Annotated in this window: 17 protein-coding genes; 8 read left to right on the forward strand and 9 right to left on the reverse strand. The window is 59.1% G+C overall.

Annotated features, from left to right (window positions below; all coding sequences use genetic code 11):
* Window positions 1-313 precede the first annotated feature (313 nt).
* Window positions 314-1,249, forward strand: coding sequence for a sulfonate ABC transporter substrate-binding protein (locus tag AC0IXS_RS16505; protein ID WP_057409747.1), 936 nt, complete (start codon window positions 314-316; stop codon window positions 1,247-1,249).
* Between the two features lie 26 nt (window positions 1,250-1,275).
* A complete protein-coding gene (gene mgrA / locus AC0IXS_RS16510; RefSeq protein WP_004882731.1) occupies window positions 1,276-2,313 on the forward strand; it encodes an L-glyceraldehyde 3-phosphate reductase in 1,038 nt (345 codons plus the stop codon).
* Window positions 2,314-2,460: 147 nt separating this feature from the next.
* Here mgrA and AC0IXS_RS16515 read toward each other — a convergent pair whose 3' ends face one another.
* The 7 genes from AC0IXS_RS16515 to glnA all read right to left on the reverse strand — a co-directional run bounded on the left by AC0IXS_RS16515 (window position 2,461) and on the right by glnA (window position 10,791).
* Window positions 2,461-4,260: an amidase gene (locus AC0IXS_RS16515; RefSeq protein ID WP_057409746.1), complete on the reverse strand. Its 1,800-nt coding sequence runs from the start codon at window positions 4,258-4,260 to the stop codon at window positions 2,461-2,463.
* A gap of 109 nt (window positions 4,261-4,369) precedes the next feature.
* Window positions 4,370-5,806 carry a nitrogen regulation protein NR(I) gene (ntrC, locus tag AC0IXS_RS16520; RefSeq protein WP_024686097.1) on the reverse strand — a complete coding sequence of 479 codons (1,437 nt, stop codon included), beginning with the start codon at window positions 5,804-5,806 and terminating at the stop codon, window positions 4,370-4,372.
* Entirely contained in the window at window positions 5,803-6,888 is a 1,086-nt protein-coding gene (gene glnL, locus AC0IXS_RS16525; protein ID WP_024686098.1) for a nitrogen regulation protein NR(II), read from the reverse strand. Before glnL ends, ntrC begins: the two co-directional genes overlap by 4 nt.
* Before the next feature lie 525 nt (window positions 6,889-7,413).
* Window positions 7,414-8,037 carry a DUF4124 domain-containing protein gene (locus AC0IXS_RS16530; RefSeq protein WP_057409745.1) on the reverse strand — a complete coding sequence of 208 codons (624 nt, stop codon included), beginning with the start codon at window positions 8,035-8,037 and terminating at the stop codon, window positions 7,414-7,416.
* Window positions 8,034-8,573 (reverse strand): DUF4124 domain-containing protein, encoded by a 540-nt coding sequence (locus AC0IXS_RS16535; protein WP_057409744.1) that lies wholly within the window; start codon window positions 8,571-8,573, stop codon window positions 8,034-8,036. Before AC0IXS_RS16535 ends, AC0IXS_RS16530 begins: the two co-directional genes overlap by 4 nt.
* Before the next feature lie 69 nt (window positions 8,574-8,642).
* A complete protein-coding gene (locus tag AC0IXS_RS16540; RefSeq protein WP_025993637.1) occupies window positions 8,643-9,200 on the reverse strand; it encodes a chorismate mutase in 558 nt (185 codons plus the stop codon).
* Window positions 9,201-9,384: 184 nt separating this feature from the next.
* Window positions 9,385-10,791: a glutamate--ammonia ligase gene (gene glnA / locus AC0IXS_RS16545; RefSeq protein ID WP_057409743.1), complete on the reverse strand. Its 1,407-nt coding sequence runs from the start codon at window positions 10,789-10,791 to the stop codon at window positions 9,385-9,387.
* Between the two features lie 334 nt (window positions 10,792-11,125).
* On the opposite strand from glnA, the gene thiI reads away from it, so the two are divergent.
* The gene (thiI, locus tag AC0IXS_RS16550; protein WP_004882723.1) at window positions 11,126-12,580 is read left to right on the forward strand and encodes a tRNA uracil 4-sulfurtransferase ThiI; all 1,455 of its coding nucleotides are present in this window, start codon (window positions 11,126-11,128) and stop codon (window positions 12,578-12,580) included.
* A gap of 143 nt (window positions 12,581-12,723) precedes the next feature.
* Window positions 12,724-14,544: a translational GTPase TypA gene (typA, locus tag AC0IXS_RS16555; RefSeq protein WP_057409742.1), complete on the forward strand. Its 1,821-nt coding sequence runs from the start codon at window positions 12,724-12,726 to the stop codon at window positions 14,542-14,544.
* Between the two features lie 340 nt (window positions 14,545-14,884).
* On the opposite strand, the gene AC0IXS_RS16560 is transcribed toward typA, so the two are convergent.
* Window positions 14,885-15,340: a YkgJ family cysteine cluster protein gene (locus AC0IXS_RS16560; protein WP_029243170.1), complete on the reverse strand. Its 456-nt coding sequence runs from the start codon at window positions 15,338-15,340 to the stop codon at window positions 14,885-14,887.
* An 809-nt stretch (window positions 15,341-16,149) separates the two neighbouring features.
* Complete coding sequence (locus AC0IXS_RS16565) at window positions 16,150-18,591, reverse strand: penicillin-binding protein 1A (protein WP_371321594.1); 2,442 nt, start codon at window positions 18,589-18,591, stop codon at window positions 16,150-16,152.
* 209 nt (window positions 18,592-18,800) lie between these two features.
* Here AC0IXS_RS16565 and AC0IXS_RS16570 point away from each other — a divergent pair, with 209 nt between their 5' ends.
* From AC0IXS_RS16570 to AC0IXS_RS16585, 4 genes are read left to right on the forward strand one after another with little or no spacing between them, the layout of a single operon-like run.
* Window positions 18,801-19,865 (forward strand): pilus assembly protein PilM, encoded by a 1,065-nt coding sequence (locus AC0IXS_RS16570; protein WP_004882719.1) that lies wholly within the window; start codon window positions 18,801-18,803, stop codon window positions 19,863-19,865.
* Window positions 19,865-20,443: a PilN domain-containing protein gene (locus tag AC0IXS_RS16575; protein ID WP_025993896.1), complete on the forward strand. Its 579-nt coding sequence runs from the start codon at window positions 19,865-19,867 to the stop codon at window positions 20,441-20,443. The genes AC0IXS_RS16570 and AC0IXS_RS16575 overlap by 1 nt, the downstream gene beginning before the upstream one ends.
* Window positions 20,440-21,063, forward strand: coding sequence for a type 4a pilus biogenesis protein PilO (gene pilO, locus AC0IXS_RS16580; RefSeq protein WP_004882717.1), 624 nt, complete (start codon window positions 20,440-20,442; stop codon window positions 21,061-21,063). The genes AC0IXS_RS16575 and pilO overlap by 4 nt, the downstream gene beginning before the upstream one ends.
* Complete coding sequence (locus tag AC0IXS_RS16585) at window positions 21,060-21,587, forward strand: pilus assembly protein PilP (RefSeq protein WP_122517980.1); 528 nt, start codon at window positions 21,060-21,062, stop codon at window positions 21,585-21,587. The genes pilO and AC0IXS_RS16585 overlap by 4 nt, the downstream gene beginning before the upstream one ends.
* Window positions 21,588-21,605 lie beyond the last annotated feature (18 nt).

Below are 21,605 nucleotides of genomic sequence, written 5' to 3' on the forward strand. Positions count from 1 at the left end.
TGCAGAGCGCTCATCGTTATACACAAGTCCGTCTCGACACTGATCGGGCCCATCGCTCCGCGTGGGCATGCCTCCCGTGACGCTCCGCGTCACAAATGGCACAGACTGAGGATTCAGTAAGCCGAGCGCATGACGTGAATAACGCTGGAGCCTGGGCACACGTCTGCGCCACATTCCAGAGCGGACGCGGAGCGTCCTGGGAGGCATTCCCACGCAGAGCGTAGTAACGATCATCATCGTATTCCTCCAGGAGGACTTGTGTATAACGCCAAGCGCAGAGCGTGGGAACAATCATTGGTAAAGGAAAAACCTCATGAAACCATTTGCACTCATCGCCGCCATTCTCGCGTTCAGCGGCCTGTTAAACACGGCTTCAGCCAGCGAACCCGACACCCTGCGTATCGGCTTTCAGAAAGGCTCAATCACCCTGGTCCTCGCCAAGGAGCATGGCCTGCTGGAGAAGCGCTTTCCGAATACGCAGATCAAGTGGATCGAATTTCCGGCCGGGCCGCAGATGCTGGAAGCCTTGAACATTGGCAGTCTCGACATTGCCTCGACCGGTGATATTCCGCCGATCTTCGCCCAAGTGGCGGGTGCCGATCTGGTCTACATCGGCGCCGAACCCGCCAAGCCCCAAGCCGAGACCATTCTGGTGCGCAATGAAAGCCCACTGCACAGCGTGGCTGATCTGAAAGGGCGCAAGGTCGCATTCCAGAAAGGCTCCAGCGCGCACAACGTAGTGCTGCGCGTGCTGAACAAGGCAGGGCTGACCTTCAAGGACATTCAGCCAATCTACCTGACCCCGGCCGACGCCCGCGCGGCGTTTGAAAACGGCAGTGTCGATGCCTGGGCCATCTGGGACCCGTACTATTCCATCGCTCTCAACGAAGGCCATAGCCGCCTGCTGGCGAATGGTGAGGGGCTGGAATTGTCTGGTCCTTTCTACACCGCACGCCGCGGTTTCGCTGACAGCAACGGGGCTTTTGTGCAGAGCGTGCTCGACGAATTGACCGCCGCCGATGCGCTGACCCGCTCGCAACGCGCCGAGAGCATTCAGATTCTGGCGCGCAGCATGGGCTTGTCCGAAGCGGTCATCACTCAGTATCTTGACCATCGCCCGGCTTCACCGAGCCTGCCGATCACGCCAGAGATCGTCCGCGCGCAACAGGCGACCGCCGATCTGTTTTTCGACAACCACCTGGTGCCCAAGCGGGTCGATATCCAGCAGGCCGTGTGGAACAGGCCCTGAGTATCCCCCTGACAAGAGAGGATTCAATGACGTATATCGCTGCCGAACATCGCTACAACGACATGCCTTATCGCCGTACCGGTCGCAGCGGGTTGGTCCTGCCAGCGCTGTCGCTGGGCCTGTGGCACAACTTCGGTGACAGCACGCCCATCGACACCCAGCGCGCGATGCTGCGCACCGCGTTCGATCTGGGCATCAACCATTTCGACCTGGCCAACAACTACGGCCCTCCCTACGGCAGCGCCGAAATCAACTTCGGTCGCCTGCTGCGTGAAGACTTCAAGCAGTACCGCGATGAGCTGATCATCTCCAGCAAGGCGGGTTGGGACATGTGGCCGGGGCCTTACGGGCAGGGCGGCGGTTCGCGCAAATACGTGCTGGCCAGCCTTGATCAGAGCCTGCAGCGCATGGGGCTGGATTACGTCGACATTTTCTATTCGCACCGCTTCGACCCGGACACGCCTCTGGAAGAAACCGCCAGCGCACTGGCCACTGCCGTGCAGCAGGGCAAGGCGCTGTACATCGGCATCTCTTCCTATTCAGGGGCCAAGACCCGCGAGATCGCTGCGTTGCTCAAAGAGTGGAAAGTGCCGCTGCTGATTCATCAACCGGCCTACAACCTGTTGAACCGCTGGGTCGAGAAAGACTTGCTCGATGCGACTGAAGAGCTGGGCGCAGGCGTGATTGCCTTTACTGCGCTGGCGCAGGGTCTGCTGTCGGACAAGTACCTGAACGGAGTGCCCAAGGATGCGCGGGTCAATCGTCCGGGCGGCGGTTCGCTTCAGGCTTCGCACCTGTCCGAGCAGAACATCGCTCACGTGCGTGCCTTGAATGAAATCGCCCAGCGTCGTGGCCAGAGCCTGGCACAAATGGCCCTGGCCTGGACGCTGCGCGATCCACGTGTGACATCAGCGCTGATTGGCGCAAGTCGTCCTGAGCAGATCGTCGAGAACGTCGGTGCCTTGAAAAACCTGTCGTTCAGTCAGGAAGAACTGACCGAGATCGACAGCTTTGCGGTAGAAGGCGGGATCAATCTGTGGGAGAAGCCTTCGCTGGCTGAGTAAGCGAGGCGCGCGCCGGGTAGTACGCCAGGCTCAACGCGGGTTGCCATTTGACTGCGAAGAATGGCGCTGGCGGCGTGCTCGCCTGGCGAGGCAGCATCGCAGGGCTGTTCAGTGTCCCCCACTGAACAGCCAGGAAAGTCGTCTGGGTCATGACGGTGTTCTCCTGCGCTCAAGTATGACGAGCGGGTCGGCGGAATATCGAGACGGAATGTCTTCGAAGGCCCACAAGGGCATCGGCGGGCGCGGCGTGAAGACTGGGTCCGGCGGTGCCATGGTGTGATACTGGGGATAGTGCGTCTGGAAATCGATGGCGGCCTGCACCAGCAGCGGCTCACTGAAACGTCGGCCCCAGAACGCCGCGTTGATGGGCAGCGTCCGGGGTACGCCTGTCGTTCCATGACCGACAGGCAGCGTGAGCATCGGCCAGGCCAATGCGTTGGGCAATTCGTAATACATGCGTTGCACAGGCAGCGTCTCGGCCACTGCGCCGGTGCGCTTCCCGATGTGAGCGCCCAGCGGCAGTACCACCATGAAGTCTATTTGATCGTCATCCAGAGCCTTTTCAAAAAGCGCCTGTTGCTGACGCCGCCGGTTCTCGGCCTCAAGCCTGATGCCGGTGGGTATCCGTGTGGCAACCTGATCGAAAAATTCTCCGTTCTTATGAAGCAGATACTCGCGATGGTCCTGATTCTCCAGCGTCCCGGCGAAGTCACGTACGGCTGACCAGTGCCGTGTTTCCAGTTGATTGGCATAGCTCGTGGCCGCCGGTGCGTTAAGGCTCATCAGCAATGTGCCGTCTGCATCGTGCACATCATGAAACGGGTAGGGCGAGGTGTAGGGCACGTTTTCCACTTGTTGCGCATCGAGCCACGGGAATTCGATAACTTCTGCGCCGAGCGTCGTGAGTTGAGCCTTGAACCGGACGAAGGCTGCGCGGTAATCCTCGTCGTAGCTCTGGGCGGGGGGCACACCGTGTGCCGTCATCCAGTCAGTCTGCGGAATGCCGATTTTCAGGCCCTCAAGAGGCAAGGGATCGGCAGAGGGTTTGATGGGCAGGTCGCCGCCCAGCGAGGGTGCGCTGAGGCTCTGCGGGTCATTCTCGGCATCTGTTCCAGCCAGTATCGACAGCAGCAGCGATGCATCGCGCATCGAACGGGCCATCGGCCCTACCACGTCCCAGCCTGTGCGCAACGGCATCACTCCTGCGCCTGAAACAAGACCCAATGAGGGTTTGATGGCACTGGCACCGTTGGCCGCAGCGGGAATGATGATCGAGCCTGCGGTTTCTTCACCCAGGGCTGCTGCGCAGAGTCGCGCCATCGGCGCCACGCCCGAGCCCTGGCTTGAGCCACCGGGTACCCGCTCGGGGTCCCAGGCATTACCGGCGAACTGGCCGACGGTATGGGTCGACAGCTCGGAGCAGATGGTGTGGCCAAGAATGATTGCGCCCTGCTTTCGAAGACGCAGCGTGCAGGTGGCGTCCCTGGCCGCCAGGTTTGTGGTGAACGCCTGGGTGCCGTTCTTGCTTTCCAGCCCCTGGATCGCGATGGAGTCTTTGATGCCGATGGGAATACCGCACAGGGGCGGTGCCGGTCCTCTTTCGTCGTCCGTACTCGTCAGCCAGAGATCGGCGAGCCTGGCCTGCTGCACAAGCGTGGGCCTTGCTTCGAGTCGGACAAAAGCGTTGTAGAACCCGTTGTCGCCGTAGACTTCTGTCGGGCCGTTGAGGCGGTCGATGCGCTCAAGGTAGGCGAGCAGAACCTGCTCGGCGGTGAGGCGCTGCGGGTTGCCTTCTCTGAACAATGCGGCGAGTTCGACCACTTCGTAGTCGACGATCCGTTCACGCTGCGGGACGGACGAACCCTTGGGCAGATCGGCAAGCAGTCGGGCGTTGTTGAGGTGTTCTTCGGGTGTAAACGTGGGGTTCAGGTATTCAAGACTGTCCATTGCATTCAGCTCCTTTCATGCCTTCATAGCGAGGCATGTCAGGAGCTAAACAGCATGGTCCCTGTCCGTATACTGTCAGAAGTGACAGTGTCCGGTCATATCAGAGCAGTCAGCCTTCCTCACCCTCGTCATCATCCCCGCCATCGACCTTCATGCCCAACTCCTTGATCTTGCGGGTCAGAGTGTTTCGGCCCCAGCCCAGCAGCACGGCGGCGTCGCGACGGCGTCCTGCTGTGTGTTTGAGGGCGGTTTCGATCATGATGCGTTCGAAGGTCGGTACGGCGCTGTCCAGCAGGCTCGACTGACCGCGTGACAGGGCCTGATCGGCCCACTGACGCAGTGCCTGCTCCCAGTTGGTGACCGGCGCAGCATCCTGCGGCAGGCTGAGCAGTTCTGGCGGCAGGTCGCTGATGTGCACTTCACGGCCCGAGGCCATGACCGTGATCCAGCGGCAGGTGTTTTCCAGCTGACGCACGTTGCCCGGCCAGGGCAGATGCTTGAGGTATTCCTCGGTCTCGGCCTTGAGCAGTTTCGGCTCGACCGCCAGTTCCTGCGCGGCACGGCTGAGGAAGTGACGGGCGAGTGTCGGGATGTCTTCGCGACGGTCCGACATACGCGGAATGTGAATACGGATCACGTTCAGGCGGTGGAACAAGTCCTCGCGGAACTTGCCGGCCTGCACGAGGGTTTCCAGATTCTGGTGGGTCGCAGCGATGATGCGCACATCGACCTTGACCGGCGTGTGACCACCGACCCGATAGAACTCGCCGTCTGCCAGAACACGCAACAGTCGCGTCTGGGTGTCGGCAGGCATGTCGCCGATTTCGTCGAGAAACAGCGTGCCGCCGTCAGCCTGCTCGAAGCGGCCGCGACGCAGGTTGGCAGCGCCGGTGAAGGCGCCTTTCTCGTGCCCGAACAGCTCGGACTCCATCAGGTCCTTGGGGATCGCCGCCATGTTCAGCGCAATGAACGGTGACGCCGAACGCGGGCTGTGACGGTGCAGGGCGTGGGCGACCAGTTCTTTACCGGTGCCCGATTCGCCATTGATCAATACGGTGATGTTGGAGTGGCTCAAACGCCCGATGGCGCGAAACACTTCCTGCATCGCGGGCGCTTCGCCGATGATCTCGGGGGTGCGGGTCAACGTGGGTGCGACATCCAGGCCTTGCTGTTCCTGGGCGTGCTGGTTGGCACGCTTGACCAGCGAGACGGCCTCATCGACGTCGAACGGCTTGGGCAGGTACTCGAACGCACCGCCCTGATACGACGCTACGGCGCTGTCCAGGTCCGAATGGGCGGTCATGATGATGACCGGCAGGCGTGGATGCTGTTCGCGAATTCGTGCCAGCAGGTCCAGGCCGCTGGCACCCGGCATGCGGATGTCGGAAATAATCACGTCCGGTTGCTGACGCGCCAGGCGACTCATCACCCCATCGGCGCTGTCGAAGCTCTGCGTGGTCATGCCTTCCTGTTGCAAGGCCTTTTCCAGTACCCAGCGAATGGAACGATCGTCGTCTACGATCCAGACAGTTTCACTACGGCTCATGTCGAAGCTGCTCCTTGTTCCAGCGGCAGGAAGATCGAGAATGTGGTGTGGCCGGGATGGCTGTCACACTCGATAAGCCCCTGGTGCTGGCTGATGATGTTCTGGGTAATGGCCAGACCGAGCCCTGTGCCATCCGGGCGGCCACTGACCATGGGGTAGAAAATGGTTTCCTGAAGCTCGGCCGGGATGCCCGGACCGTTGTCGATGATCTCGATCTTGCTCACCAGCCTGTGGCGCACGTGGCCGATGGTGAACTGGCGCATGGCACGGGTGCGCATGGTGATGCGGCCCAGGCGCAATTCGTTCTGACCGCTGATGGCCTGCATCGCGTTGCGCACGATATTGAGCACGGCCTGAATCATCTGCTCGCGGTCGATCAAGACATCCGGAATGCTCGGGTCATAGTCGCGCACCAGCGTGATGCAGCCCTGGCTTTCGGCTTCGACCAGGCTGCACACCCGTTCGAGCACTTCATGCACGTTGGTCATCGCCAGCGAAGGCAGTTTGTTGGAGCCCAGCATCCGGTCAACGAGGTTACGCAGGCGGTCGGCTTCTTCGATGATGACGTTGGTGTAATCCTTGAGGCTTTCTTCAGGCAGTTCGCGGGCCAGCAGTTGTGCGGCGCCGCGGATCCCGCCCAGCGGATTCTTTATTTCGTGAGCCAGGCCACGCACCAGCATCTTGGTGGTTTCCTGCTTGGACAACTGGGCCTCTTCCTTGGTGATACGCAGCAGGCGGTCACGAGGGTGGACTTCAAGCAGCAGCAGGGTTTCGCCCTTGCTCAGAATCGGGGTCACGGCGTAGTCGACGGTCAGGGTCTGGCCGGTCAGCGCGGTGAGCATGGCTTCACGTTTGGTGAAAGGGTGGGCCTGTTCGACAGCCTGGCGAAGTGAGCTCAGCGCTTCGGCCGACTCGGTGAACAGTTCGCTGATGAATTGCCCATGGCTGCGCTGCCCACTGATGGCGAGCAGCATTTCCGCCGCCGGGTTCATGTACTCAAGACGCAGGTCGGCGTTGAGCAGAATGGTGGCAGTGGTCAGGTTATCCAGTAACAGTCTGTGCAGCGCATCGCTGATAGTCATGAATCGTGTTGACCTCTTTTGGCACATGGCAATCGCGCTATGCGAGTGCTGACGGAGCCTTGTCAGCACGGGCAGAGCCACCCATAGGGTGCTTGACGGGGTGCTATGACGGAGAAGTTGCAAAAACCAAACCAAGGCTCCGAAAAGAAGCGCTTTCTCTGGAAAACAGGTGCTTTTTTCGAACGCGTGCCCGCATACGGCGCTACTTGAGGGTGATTTCTGAACCAAAGTGGGCTGTATTGTTGCGTGGATGCCAGATTAGCGCACCAAAAAGGTGCTCCGGCGTATACCGTCTCCTGTCACGCGTCCAGTGCCTGAAGATTGGTTGAAATCGGCTTCTGCCCGTAGGGCTTAGGAGTTCTCGGAGGTTACGACTGCAGCGATGGGCTGCGAAGCGGCCCCTGGTTGCGTCTGATAAAACGCGTGTGCAGGTTTTGCTGCCGGTTCCCGGCAGATCGCCGGCAAGCCGCCTCCTACGGTCCGGTGTTTGCTGCGCGACAGCGCTACGTCGAAGACGAGATAGCTTCAGAGGAACGGCAGGATGCTGCTTTCCGGTTCTGGCTTGTCCTTGATCGGGCACTCCGGGCGAACACCGTATTCCTCGGTCTTGCACGGATTGACTGCACGCTTCTGTGCAAGGGAGATGCGCTTCAAGTGAAAGGACTGATTGGGCGTCTTTTCCAGTACTCGCCCCATCTGGTCGAAGATCTCGACAGAAATCTGGTGCGTGCCCCGGTCAATATTGCTCAGTGGAAACACAGGGCTGCGTCCCGGCTGGCCGACGGCAATCCCGTCCAGCAACAGGCGATAACTGTGGCCTGGCTGTAATACCGGATCGCTGGTCACCGTCACGATCAGGTCGCCGCTGGGGCTGCTGATCGCGGCATCCGGTTCAGGCACAAGCACTCTCAGCAACTGATAGTGGAAGATCGCAGGCGGCTTGCTTTCGACGGGTTTGCTCTTGAGGGTCCGGGTCGGCGGTGTGCCGGTCATGTTGTTGCTGGGCGGGATGTCGACGCGCTTGGCGTTCTTGCGCGGCTGGTCGGTAAAGACCCGATTACCGTTGGCGTCTATATAGGTGTAAACGTCCGCCAGCGCAGGCAGTGCGCACAGCAATAACAGCGTCAGCAGCAGGTTGCGCACGTTCATGGCTTGCCGAGGTGAACGCGTTGCACGGTCAGGGTGATGGTCTCGCTTTGCTGGATGATGCGTTCGCCGTCCTTCACCACCACTGCGAAGCTGTGCTCGCCACGATCAATGTTCATGACCTGAAAGCGCGGAAGGTTGGTGGGTTGGCCATACAGGTTGCCGTCCAGCAGCAGCTGCAGGCGATGGGCTTGCTGCAGACGCGGCTGAATTTTCACACCGATGATGAACGAGCCGTTGTTGGCGCGCAGTGCCTCGTCGGTCGGCAGGTCAGAGAGTTCGAGCGTGCTGTAGGCGTCTTGAGACTGTGCCTGCGTTTGAGTCTGCGGCTCGACTGCTTGCGGCGCGGTGTTGAGGACCGGTCGGGAGGGACGGGATTCCACGCTGTTGAGCGGCGGCAGTTCGACGACTTCGGTCTTGACGCCATTGGGTGGCTCATTACTGAACGCTGTATTGCCATTCGCATCGGTGTACTTATAGATCTGCGCTACGGCAGGCAGGCTGATCAATAGGAACAGGCAGATGAGGCTTTGACGCATGGGGGGCTCGACAGCGAAGGGCAAAGGTCACCAGCATAGAACACTTCGCCCTGTGTCGTGCAGACAGGCTTACAGTTTTGGTGCGCACAGATCCGCAGTGGCAAGCACCAGCGCCTGATCATGGATCGGGTCGCTCAGGTGGCGCTTGAGTGCGGCGTCCAGCAGCGTCTGGCAATCGCCCGACATGCGCACCGGCTGGAAGTCGGCGTAGGCCTTCAACAATTCAGTCTGCAGGCGATCCAGTTTCGGACGGATGTCGTCGACCAGGCTCAGACGTACAGTGTCGGGCGCCTTGCCTGCCGCGTGCCATTGGGCAAGCAGGGCGTTCTGCACACGCTTGTTGGCTTCGATCTGGGCACGGAACAGCCGCTGGACATCCTCCGGGTTCAACTTGAACTCGGCGGCACGCGCCTGGGCTGCGGTAATCACCTGTTGCTCGCGGGGCGGGTCTTCCACGGCCTTGCCACTGTCCCACTTGCTCAGGGCCACCTGATCGGCAATCGTCAGGCGCTCGCTGATGGCCTGCAGCAACGGTTCAAGGGCGGAAGGTTTCTGCTCGGCGGCGAAGATAAAGCCTGAGGACAGACAGGTCAGGGTCAGTAACGAGCTGGCGAGAAGCATGCGCATGGGGCGCTCCATCGTGGGAAAGGATGAAGAGTTAACGCCACGTCGCGGTTCGGGGCCAGTGCCTTCGAGTGAATAAAGATTCATGAATTGTCCGACAATTGATATTGCGCAAACAAAAAGACCTCCCGAAGGAGGTCTTTTGTTACGCCATCAACGTCAGGCCATCAACGTTGGTGCAACTGGATCAGCAGCTGTAGTACAGCTCGTATTCCAGTGGGTGTACGAAGGTGCGAACCTTGATTTCTTCTTCGCTTTTCAGCTCGATGTAGGCATCGATGAAGTCGTCGCTGAATACGCCGCCCTTGGTCAGGAACGCACGGCCCTTGTCCAGTTCTTCCAGGGCTTCTTTCAGGCTGCCGCAAACCTGTGGAATCTCTTTGGCCTCTTCAGGCGGCAGGTCATACAGGTTCTTGTCAGCTGCGTCGCCAGGGTGGATCTTGTTCTGGATGCCGTCCAGGCCGGCCATCAACAGTGCAGCGAACGCCAGGTACGGGTTGGCTGCCGGATCCGGGAAGCGTGCTTCGATACGACGGCCGCGTGGGCTGGAGACGTAAGGAATACGGATGGACGCGGAGCGGTTACGTGCCGAGTAGGCCAGCATGACCGGTGCTTCGAAACCTGGGACCAGACGCTTGTACGAGTTGGTCGACGGGTTGGTGAAGCCGTTCAGTGCCTTGCCGTGCTTGATGATACCGCCGATGAAGAACAGGGCAGTGTCGGACAGACCGGCATAGCCTTCGCCTGCGAAGGTGTTCTTGCCATCTTTGGAAATGGACATGTGCACGTGCATACCCGAACCGTTGTCGCCATACAAAGGCTTCGGCATGAAGGTAGCGGTACGGCCGTAGGCATCGGCAACGTTGTGTACGCAGTATTTGAGGGTCTGAACTTCGTCAGCCTTCTTGACCAGCGTGTTGAATTTCACGCCGATTTCGTTCTGGCCGGCAGTGGCAACTTCGTGGTGGTGTACTTCCACGATCTGGCCCATTTCTTCCAGGGCGTTGCACATTGCGGTACGGATTTCGTGGTCGTGGTCGACCGGTGGAACCGGGAAGTAGCCACCCTTGATGCCAGGACGGTGGCCCTTGTTGCCGCCGTCGATGTCGCCGTCGGTCATCCAGGAAGCCTGTTCGGAGAAGATCTTGAACATGGAGCCGGAGATGTCGGACTTGAACTTCACTTCGTCGAAGACGAAGAACTCTGGCTCAGGACCTACGAATACGGTGTCACCGATACCGGTGGACTTCAGGTATTCCTCGGCACGGTGGGCGATGGCGCGTGGGTCGCGATCGTAGCCCTGCATGGTCGAAGGTTCGATGATGTCGCAGACCAGAATGATGGTCGGCTCTTCGGTGAACGGGTCGAGAACGGCGGTTTCGTCATCCGGCAGCAGGATCATGTCGGAGGCTTCGATACCTTTCCAGCCAGCGATGGAGGAACCGTCGAACATTTTGCCGACTTCAAAGAAGTCATCTTCCAGCGCATCGCGCGCAGGCATCGTGACGTGCTGCTGCTTGCCCTTGGTGTCTGTGAAGCGCAGATCAATCCACTTAACGTCATGATCTTTGATGAGTTGAACCGACTTCGACATGGTGTCCTCCGGGTGGCTAGGGACCGCCTTATAGTTTTGGGCCCCTTGAATTTGGGTGATGCCGGCGCGAATACTCTGCCAAGGCAACCTGCCTCACAAGGGAGCAATTTGCATGCCAGTGCCCCGTGTTGGGTTTTTTGCCTCAATCCGGGGCTTTCAGGGCGTCAAATGACGATTCTCAGAAAAATCGCGCACCTTTATAGCGCTGACAATTGAAGCATCGACCCTTTTTGGTGCGTCGATGATTAGCCGTACGATAACTGGTTAAACCGTGAGCAATTTCCGCTATAATCCGCGCCCCCCTTTTTTGGTCGGCACCTCACGCACCGTTTCCATGAAACTAATCGTTAAAGTTTTCCCAGAAATCACCATCAAAAGCCCGCCGGTTCGCAAGAAGTTCATCCGGCAGTTGGGCAAGAACATTCGTACCGTGCTCCGGGAACTGGACGCGGACATTGTTGTGGGTGGCGTATGGGACAACCTCGAGGTGGAGACCCGGCTGACCGACCCCAAAGTGCTGCAGGGCATTACCGAGCGCCTGAGTTGCATGCCTGGCATCGCCAACTTTCTGCAGGTGGCCGAGTACCCGCTCGGCGACATGGATGACATCGTTGCCAAGTGCAAGGCGCACTACGCCGACCTGCTGCCGGGCAAGATGTTCGCCGTGCGTTGCAAGCGTGCCGGACGACACGATTTCAGCTCCATGGATGTCGAGAAATACGTCGGCAGCCAGTTGCGTCAACAGTGCGGCGCGGCCGGAATCGAGCTGAAAAAGCCCGATCTGGTGGTCAGAATGGAAATTCGCGACCAACGGTTGTTTGTCGTTCATGACCAGCACAAAGGCCTGGGCGGTTATCCGCTCGGAGCGCTGGAGCAGACCCTGGTATTGATGTCCGGCGGTTTCGATTCGACCGTTGCGGCCTACCAGATCATGCGCCGCGGGCTTATGGCGCACTTCTGCTTCTTCAATCTGGGCGGTCGTGCCCACGAACTGGGCGTGATGGAAGTCGCTCATTTCATCTGGAAGAAGTACGGCAGCTCCCAGCGAGTGTTGTTCGTGAGCGTACCTTTCGAGGAAGTTCTCGGAGAAATTCTGCAGAAAGTCGATAACAGTCATATGGGTGTAGTTTTGAAGCGTATGATGTTACGCGCTGCTTCATCCGTGGCTGATCGTCTCGAAATCGATGTGCTGGTCACGGGCGAGGCGATTTCACAGGTGTCGAGCCAGACGCTGCCCAACCTGTCGCTGATCGATTCGGCGACCGACAAGCTGGTGTTGCGGCCTCTGGTGGCCAGTCACAAGCAGGACATCGTGGATCAGGCGACGGAGATCGGTACGGCCGACTTCGCCCGGCACATGCCTGAATATTGCGGGGTGATCTCGGTCAACCCCAAGACCAACGCCAAGCGGAATCGCGTTGAGTACGAAGAAAAACAGTTCGACATGGCGATTCTCGAGCAGGCGCTCGAGCGCGCAAAGCTGGTTTCGATCGATCGGGTCATCGACGATCTGAGCCGCAATGTCGATATAGAAGAAGTCAGCCAGGCGCTGGCCGGTCAGGTCGTCATCGACATCCGTCACCCGGATGCGCAGGAAGACCAGCCGCTGCAGGTGCCGGGCATAGAAGTACAAACGCTGCCGTTCTATGCACTGAACAGCCGTTTCAAGGAACTGGATAACACGCGCCAGTACCTGTTGTATTGCGACAAAGGCGTCATGAGTCGCCTGCATGCTCACCATTTGCTCAGTGAGGGGCATGCCAATGTGCGCGTTTATCGACCGAGCTAAGTGCCCGGGGCTGTTTGCCTGTGGCTTGCGTCACCGGCCCCCCGACACCAGTCGCCAAGCCGTAACGGCTTTTGCCGACTAGTAACTGTTAATCGCCGGCGTTAAACCGTCAGCAGACCGAATCCTCTGATCGAGATACACAAGTGATCGAAAATCTACGCAACATCGCCATCATCGCCCACGTTGACCATGGTAAGACCACCCTGGTAGACAAACTCCTGCGTCAATCCGGCACTCTGGAGCGCAACGAGCTCAACGACGAGCGCGTGATGGACTCCAACGACCAGGAAAAAGAGCGCGGTATTACCATTCTCGCGAAGAACACCGCGATCAACTGGAACGGCTACCACATCAACATCGTGGACACCCCGGGCCACGCCGACTTCGGTGGTGAAGTAGAGCGCGTGATGTCGATGGTCGACTCCGTGCTGCTGCTGGTCGATGCTCAGGACGGCCCTATGCCGCAGACCCGTTTCGTGACCAAGAAGGCTTTCGAAGCCGGCCTGCGTCCAATCGTGGTCATCAACAAGGTTGACCGTCCAGGCGCGCGTCCGGACTGGGTTCTGGACCAGATCTTCGACCTGTTCGACAACCTGGGTGCCACCGAAGAACAGCTGGACTTCAAAGTCGTCTACGCCTCGGCCCTGAACGGTATTGCCGGTCTGGACCACACCGACATGGCTGAAGACATGACCCCGCTGTACCAGTCGATCGTCGACAACGTACCTGCGCCGGCTGTTGACCGTGACGGTCCGTTCCAGATGCAGATCTCCGCACTGGACTACAACAGCTTCCTGGGCGTCATCGGTGTTGGCCGTATCGCACGTGGTCGCGTCAAGCCGAACACGCCGGTCGTGGCTATCGACGCCACTGGCAAGAAGCGTAACGGTCGTATCCTGAAGCTGATGGGTCACCACGGTCTGCACCGCGTTGACGTTGAAGAAGCAGCGGCCGGCGACATCGTCTGCATCAGCGGTATGGACGAGCTGTTCATCTCCGACACCCTGTGCGACCCGCTGAACGTTGAAGCGATGAAGCCTCTGACCGTCGACGAGCCAACCGTTTCCATGACCTTCCAGGTAAACGACTCGCCGTTCTGCGGTAAAGAAGGCAAGTTCGTGACCTCCCGTAACATCAAGGAGCGTCTGGACAAGGAGCTGCTGTACAACGTTGCTCTGCGCGTTGAAGAAGGCGACTCGGCTGACAAGTTCAAGGTTTCCGGCCGTGGTGAGCTGCACCTCTCGGTACTGATCGAAACCATGCGTCGCGAAGGCTTCGAAATGGGCGTTGGTCGTCCAGAAGTGATCATCCGCGTCGTTGACGGCAACAAGCAGGAACCGTTCGAAAACGTCACCATCGACACCCCGGAAGAATCCCAAGGCAAGGTGATGGAAGAGATGGGTCTGCGTAAGGGCGACCTGACCAATATGGTGCCGGATGGCAAAGGCCGTGTTCGTCTGGAATACAACATCCCTGCTCGTGGTCTGATCGGTTTCCGTAACCAGTTCCTGACCCTGACCAACGGTGCTGGCATCCTGACCTCGATCTTCGATCGTTACGACACCATGAAGTCCGGCCAGATGTCCGGCCGTCAGAACGGTGTTCTGGTCTCGGTTGAAACCGGCAAGGCGCTGACCTACTCCCTGGAAACCCTCCAGGCGCGTGGCAAGCTGTTCGTTGAGCACGGTCAAGAGATCTACAACGGTCAGATCGTTGGTCTGAACAGCCGTGACACCGACATGGGCGTCAACCCAACCAAAGGCAAGAAGCTCGACAACATGCGTGCTTCGGGTAAAGACGAAACCATCGCTCTGGTTCCACCTGTTCGTTTCACTCTGGAACAGGCTCTGGAATTCATCCAGGACGACGAGCTGTGCGAAGTTACGCCTAAGTCGATCCGTCTTCGCAAGAAGATCCTGGACGAAGGCGAGCGTACCCGCGCTGCCAAGAAAGCCAAGGCTTGATACTTAGCCCTCGCTGAACGAAAACGCCCCCGGTCGAAAGGCCGGGGGCGTTTTTGTTTGTGTGGGTTTTATGAAAGCCTGGCTCCATGCGGCACATGGGAGAGCAGATGCTTGGACAAGCTCCAGCGTTATCCACGTCATGCGCTCGGCTCACTGAATCCGCAATCTGTGCCATTTGTGACGCGGAGCGTCACGGGATGCATGCCCACGCGGAGTGGGCACGATCAGTGTCGAGGCGGACTTGGGTATAACGATGAGCGCGGAGCGTAGGAACGATCATGCGTTACAGATGATCGTGACCATGCAGCCCGTGACGCTCCGTGTCACATCAGGAAGTCGCTCAGAACTTCGGGACAGGCGCGCTGGTGGCGTTTCTGAGCGAACCACTTTCCGGGCGCACGACAGCCTTGGGCTTGTAGGCGCAGTAGCCGGGACGTGGGCCGATCCTGGGATGGTTGCGGCACGTATCCGGGCGCTTGTCGTAGATGGTGCACAGGCGGCTCTTGCGATCCAGATACAGGCAGTCGTTGTTGCTCATGCGCTGCAGGGTGAAGATTTCGGTCTTCTGGTTGTAGCGCTCGACGATCCCTTCCTTCTGCAACCGCTTGGCGATGTTCTTCGCAGGCTCGCCGCGTTCGAAATCATCGACGATACCGATGCGGATCAGGTCCTTGATCTTCACTTCGACCGGCAGCGTGCAGCAGCTGGACACGCAGCCTCCGCACATGTGGCTGGAGTACTTGGCCCAGGTATCGATGCGATCGAGTTCTGCGGCGGCGATCAAGGTGGGTTTCATTTGAATTCAGACTTCCGGGTGAATCGGGCGCGCGATCATACCGGGCTCGACGGTTTTGGAGTAAGTAAAAATTGTCGGGGCGACTGTCGGTCGTGCAGGTATGCGTTACGGACAGCATGCCCACGCAGAGCGCTCATCGTTATACACAAGTCTGGAAGACGCGCAAAACGGGGCCAAAACGTAAGTATCTGACTGAATGCATATACCGTGGGAGGCGGCTTGCCGGCGATGGCTCAGTTCAGTCACTGATAGGTCGCTTCAGAAAAAGCATCGCCGGCAAGCCGCCTCCCACAGTCCGTGGTCGTAGCAAGGCTCGGTATAACGCTGAGCACAGGCATGGGCATGATCGGCGTGCTTGAGATCACGCTGCTCGCTCCCATGCTCCGCGCTCATCGTTATACACAAGTCCGCAAGACGCGCAAAACGGGGGGCAAAACGAAAGTGACTGACTGAACGCATACCCCGTGGTCGCAGCAAGACTCGGGTATAACGCCGAGCACAAGCATGGGCATGATCGGCGTGCTTGAGATCACGCTGATCGTTCCTACGCTCCGCGTGGGAATGCCGCTCAGGACGCTCCGCGTCCGCTCTCGAATGTGGCGCAGATGTGTGCCCAAGCTCCAGCGCTTTCCACGTCATGCGCTCAGCTGACTGAATCCTCAGTCTGTGCCATTTGTGACGCGGAGCGTCACGGGAGGCATGCCCACGCGGAGCGATGGGCACGATCAGTGTTGAGGCTGACTTGTGTATAACGATGAGTGCTCCGCGTGGGAATGTCTCTCGGGACGCTCTGCGTCCCTATCAATGCATCAGAACAGGTCGATCGGCGCTGACTCGTCTGCTGGGAGCGGGCTGCCCGGAGCGCTGCCGCCGCCCAGTTCGTTGACGCTTGGCGGTGTGTCTTCGCTCTTGAACAGTTCGAAGAACGCATTCGGCGTGCTCGGCGTGGCCGCACGACCGCTGACCGGGTCGACGCGCAGACTGAGGATGCCATCCGGTTCTGCCTGCTGATGCGGCGGCTTGTCTTTCAATGCCGCGCTCATGTAGTCCATCCAGATCGGCAGGGAAACCGTGCCGCCGAATTCATGGCGTCCCAGGCTTTCCGGCTGGTCGAAACCGCTCCAGACCGTGGTCACGTAATCGGCGTTGTAGCCCGAGAACCACGCATCCTTGGATTCGTTGGTCGTACCGGTCTTGCCCGCAATGTCAGGCCTGTTCATCGACAGCGCACGACGTCCGGTGCCGCGCTTGATCACGTCCTGCAACATGCTGTTGAGGATAAAGGTGGTGCGACTGTCGACGATACGCTCCGCCACGGCTGGTGCCTGAGGTTCGACAGGCGTCGTGGAGGATGGAGTCGTCAGGTTTGGGCTGTCGTGTACCGCAAAGGTCGACGTGTCCGGCGCAGTCTTCACGTCATGAGCCGGAACGCTTGGCGGGTTGGCGGCGAATATCGTCTGGCCGTCGCGGTTTTCGATGGTCTGGATCAGATAAGGACTGACCTTGTAGCCGCCGTTGGCAAACGCACTCCAGCCGGTGGCGATTTCCATCGGCGTCAGTGTTGCCGTACCCAGTGCCAGCGACAGGTTGCGCGGCAGGTCCTGCTTGGCGAAGCCGAAGCGGGTAACGTAGTCGATCGTGCTGTCCACGCCCAGGGCCTGGAGCAGACGGATCGAAACCAGGTTACGCGACTTGTACAGCGCTTCGCGCAGGCGAATCGGACCCAGGAAGGTGTTGGTGTCGTTCTTCGGACGCCAGACCTTGTCCAGGTATTCGTCGACGAACACGATAGGAGCATCGTTCACCAGACTGGACGCGGTGTAGCCATTGTCCAGCGCGGCGCTATAGATGAACGGCTTGAAGCTGGAGCCCGGCTGACGCTTGGCCTGCATGGCACGGTTGTAGTTGCTCTGCTCGAACGCGAAGCCGCCCACCAGTGCACGAATGGCACCATTCTGCGGATCCAGTGACACCAGTGCGCTTTGCGCGACGGGAATTTGACTGAATTTGAGCGAGCCGTCGTCCTGACGCAGCAGGCGAACCAGATCGCCGACCTTGGCGACGTCACCCGGCTGCTTGGGATTGGCGCCCAGGCTGTTGGTGTTCAGGTAAGGTCGCGCCCACTTCATGGTGCTCCACTCGACCGTCTCTTCCTGCTCGCCGTTACGGGTCAGAACCTTCAGGCCAGTCTTGTCGACCTGAGTCACGATGGCAGGCTCCAGGCCATTGATCGTGCGTTGTTTGGTCAGTTCCTGAGCCCAGTTAGCGCGGGTCATGCCGGGGAAGCGGCTTTCCGGTCCGCGATAGCCATGACGCTGGTCGTAGTCGATCAGGCCGCGCTGAATCGCCTTGTTGGCATCTTCCTGCAAGCCGCTCGGGACGGTGGTGGTAACCCGGAAACCCTCGGTGTAGGCGTCGCTGCCGTAGCGGCCGACCATTTCGGCACGTGCCATTTCCGCGATGTAAGGCGCGTTAACTTCAGGGGTAGGAACGTGGTAGCTGGCGTTCAGCGGCTCGTTCAGAGCGGCCTGATACGCGGTCTGGTCGATCTTGCCCAGACGGTACATGCGGCCCAGGATCCAGTCGCGGCGTTCCTTGGCACGGGTGGGGTTGGCCAGTGGGTTGAAACGTGACGGTGCCTTGGGCAAACCGGCAATCATGGCCATTTGCGCAAGGCTTACATCGCGAATCGATTTGCCGTAGTAGACTTGCGCCGCCGCCTCGATGCCATAGGCCCGGTTGCCCAGATAAATCTTGTTGACGTACAGCTCGAGAATCTCGTCCTTGGTCAGTTGGCGCTCGATTTGCAAGGCGAGAAGAATCTCGGTGGTTTTGCGCGAAAAGCTTCTTTCGCTGGTCAGGAAAAAGTTCTTCGCGACCTGCATCGTGATGGTACTGCCGCCCGATTGAATGTGGCCGCTCTTCACCAGCTGGGTGGCGGCGCGCATCAGGCTGCTTGGATCGACACCGTAGTGATTGGCGAAATTATCGTCTTCGGCCGATAACAGGGCGTTGATGAAATTGGGCGGGATTTCCGCAAAGCGAATCGGCGTGCGACGCATCTCGCCAAATTCGGCGATCAGCTTGCCGTCGCTGCTGTACACGCGCAGAGGGATTTGCAGTTGGATGCTTCGCAGCGCCTCAACGGATGGCAGAGTGGGGCTCAGATAAAGGAACGCGCCGCTCAGGCCGAGCAGCAGCGAGCAGAATACCGCGACGAGAGACCACCAGAAAAACTTCAGCAGGCGTATCAAGGCTTTTGGATTTCCAGAAAAAATAATGGGTTAAGCGCAGGCATTTACAAATGAACACGCCTTGAAGCTTTCTCAAACGAAAAAAACGCTGGGCATTATAAGCATTTTTCGTCCCCAAGCGTGATTTGCGCTACTGTCAAGGCTGTTGGCAGTGACGCCGACCCGAAATAACTCCGTAAGTGACGGAAACTCATAGGAATCAGGTTGTGTTCGAACTCTTCGGTAAGAAGGCCAACACCCTTCTAGGGATCGATATTAGTTCCACCTCGGTCAAGCTCCTTGAATTGAGTCGTTCCGGAACCCGCTACAAAGTCGAGTCTTACGCTGTTGAGCCGTTGCCGGCCAATGCCGTCGTCGAGAAGAACATTGCCGAACTCGAAGGGGTTGGTCAGGCGTTGTCACGGGTCGTTGGCAAGGCCAAGACCAGCGCCAGAATAGTGGCGGTCGCTGTCGCAGGCTCCGCAGTCATCACCAAGACGATCGAAATGGATGCCGGTCTCTCGGACGACGACATGGAAAATCAGCTCAAGCTCGAGGCTGACCAGTACATCCCCTATCCCCTTGAAGAAGTGGCCATCGATTTCGAAGTGCAAGGCTATTCGCTGCGCAACCCCGAACGCGTGGAAGTCCTTCTGGCTGCCTGTCGCAAGGAGAACGTCGAGGTGCGCGAGGCCGCGCTGGCGCTGGCTGGCCTCACTGCGAAAGTCGTCGATGTGGAAGCCTATGCCCTTGAGCGTTCGTTCGGGCTGCTGGCTGCACAACTGGGTAACGGTCACGATGAGCTGACCGTTGCGGTCGTCGATATCGGGGCGACCATGACCACACTGAGCGTCCTGCACCATGGGCGCATCATCTACACCCGTGAGCAACTGTTCGGCGGGCGCCAGCTGACCGAAGAAATCCAGCGCCGCTATGGCCTGTCGATGGAGGAGGCCGGGCTTGCCAAGAAACAGGGTGGGCTGCCGGACGACTATGTCAGTGAAGTGCTGGAACCCTTCAAGGATGCGCTGGTGCAGCAGGTCTCGCGCTCACTTCAGTTCTTCTTCGCGGCAGGTCAGTACAACTCTGTGGATCACATCATGCTCGCTGGCGGTACGGCTTCCATTTCCGGCCTGGAGCATCTGATTCAGCGCCGACTCGGCACGCCGACCCAGGTGGCCAACCCGTTCGCCGACATGGCCCTCAGCTCCAAGGTCAACGCCGGAGCGCTGGCCAGTGATGCGCCCGCGCTGATGATCGCGTGCGGTCTTGCTTTGAGGAGCTTCGACTGATGGCGCGGATCAACCTTTTACCCTGGCGTGAAGAACTGCGCGAAGAGCGCAAGAAACGCTTCCTGACCGTATTGGTCTGCGTGCTGGTGGTCTCTGTGGGCGTACTGTTTCTGATCGATCGCTATATCGGTATGGCGATCGACAACCAGTTGGCACGCAACACCTTCATGCAGAAAGAGATCGCGCAACTCGATGTGCGCATCAAGGAAATCAGCGACCTGAAAGCGCGGCGCAAGCAGTTGCTGGAGCGCATGAAAATCATCCAGGACCTGCAGGGCAACCGCCCGATCACCGGACGGGTGTTCGATCAGCTTGCCCGCACCCTGCCGGATGGCGTGTATTTCTCGCAGGTCAAGATGACTGACAAACTGATCGCGATCACCGGTGCGGCCGAATCGAACAACCGGGTTTCCGACCTCATGCGTAATCTTGAAGCATCCGACTGGCTGGAGGCGCCAAGCCTGACCGAGGTCAAGGCGACGACTGCGGGTGCCGTGGATCAGGCCAACGTCTTTCAGTTGACCGTGCGCCAGACCCAGCCGCAGGTACAGGTTCCTGCCGAAGGAGCCAAGCCATGAACATGAGCGAGTGGCTGGAAGGGCTTCGCAAGGTCGAACTCAACGAACTCGACCTCAACAACCTGGGTTCATGGCCTGCTGCAGTCAAGGCGATCGCCGGCGTGCTGCTGGCTGTGCTGATCTTCGCCCTCGGCTATTTCCTGTTCATTCAGGACATGGAAACCCAGCTCGAGAACGCGCAGGCCAGTGAGGTTTCGCTCAAGGAACAGTTTTCCACCAAGGCGTTCCAGGCCGCGAATCTGGAGCCCTACAAGAAGCAGATGGAGGAAATGGAAAACACCTTTGGCGCGCTGCTTCGGCAATTGCCCAGCGACACCGAAGTGCCCGGCCTGCTTGAAGACATTACCCGCACCGGTCTGGGCAGCGGCCTGGAGTTCGAAGAAATCAAACTGTTGCCCGAGGCGGTGCAGCAGTTCTACATCGAACTGCCGATACAGATCACAGTGGTCGGCGGCTATCACGATCTGGCGACCTTCGTCAGTGGCGTGGCCGGGTTGCCGCGCATCGTGACGCTGCATGATTTCGATATCAAACCGGCTGATCCCAAGGTGCCTGCCAAGTTGCGCATGAATATTCTGGCCAAGACCTACCGCTACAACGACGAAGGGCTGAAGAAATGAGGGTGGCGCGTGTGTTGTGCGTCAGTACGGTCCTGGCGGGACTGGCCGGTTGCGGTGGGGGCAATGATTACACTGACCTGAGCGAGTTTGTGGCGCAGGCCCAGTCGCGTCCGAGCGGCACCATCGAGCCCCTGCCAAGGTTTCGTGCCTATGAGGCGTTCACCTACAACGCCGCCAGTCTGCGCAGCCCGTTTCAGCCTGCGGTCAAGGTCGATGCGCTCAATCGTCAGAAAGGCTCGCGTCTGATTGCGCCGGACGATACTCGCGTCAGGCAGTTTCTCGAAGGCTTCAACATCGAGTCGTTCGACATGGTGGGTACCATCGGCAACGACTCCGGCATCTTCGCCCTGTTGAAAGGGGCCGGAGGCGTCTATCGCGTGAAAGTGGGTGATTATCTGGGTCGCAATAACGGTCGCATCGTGTCGGTCAGCGACGGGCAGGTCGATGTCATTGAAATAGTTCCTGATGGAGAGGGGGCCTGGCTGGAAAGGCCGCGCAGTATCGCCCTCAAAGAACGCTCATGAAGTGGGTAAGGCCAAGCA

It is taken from the genome of Pseudomonas sp. AC016 (genome assembly GCF_979253365.1).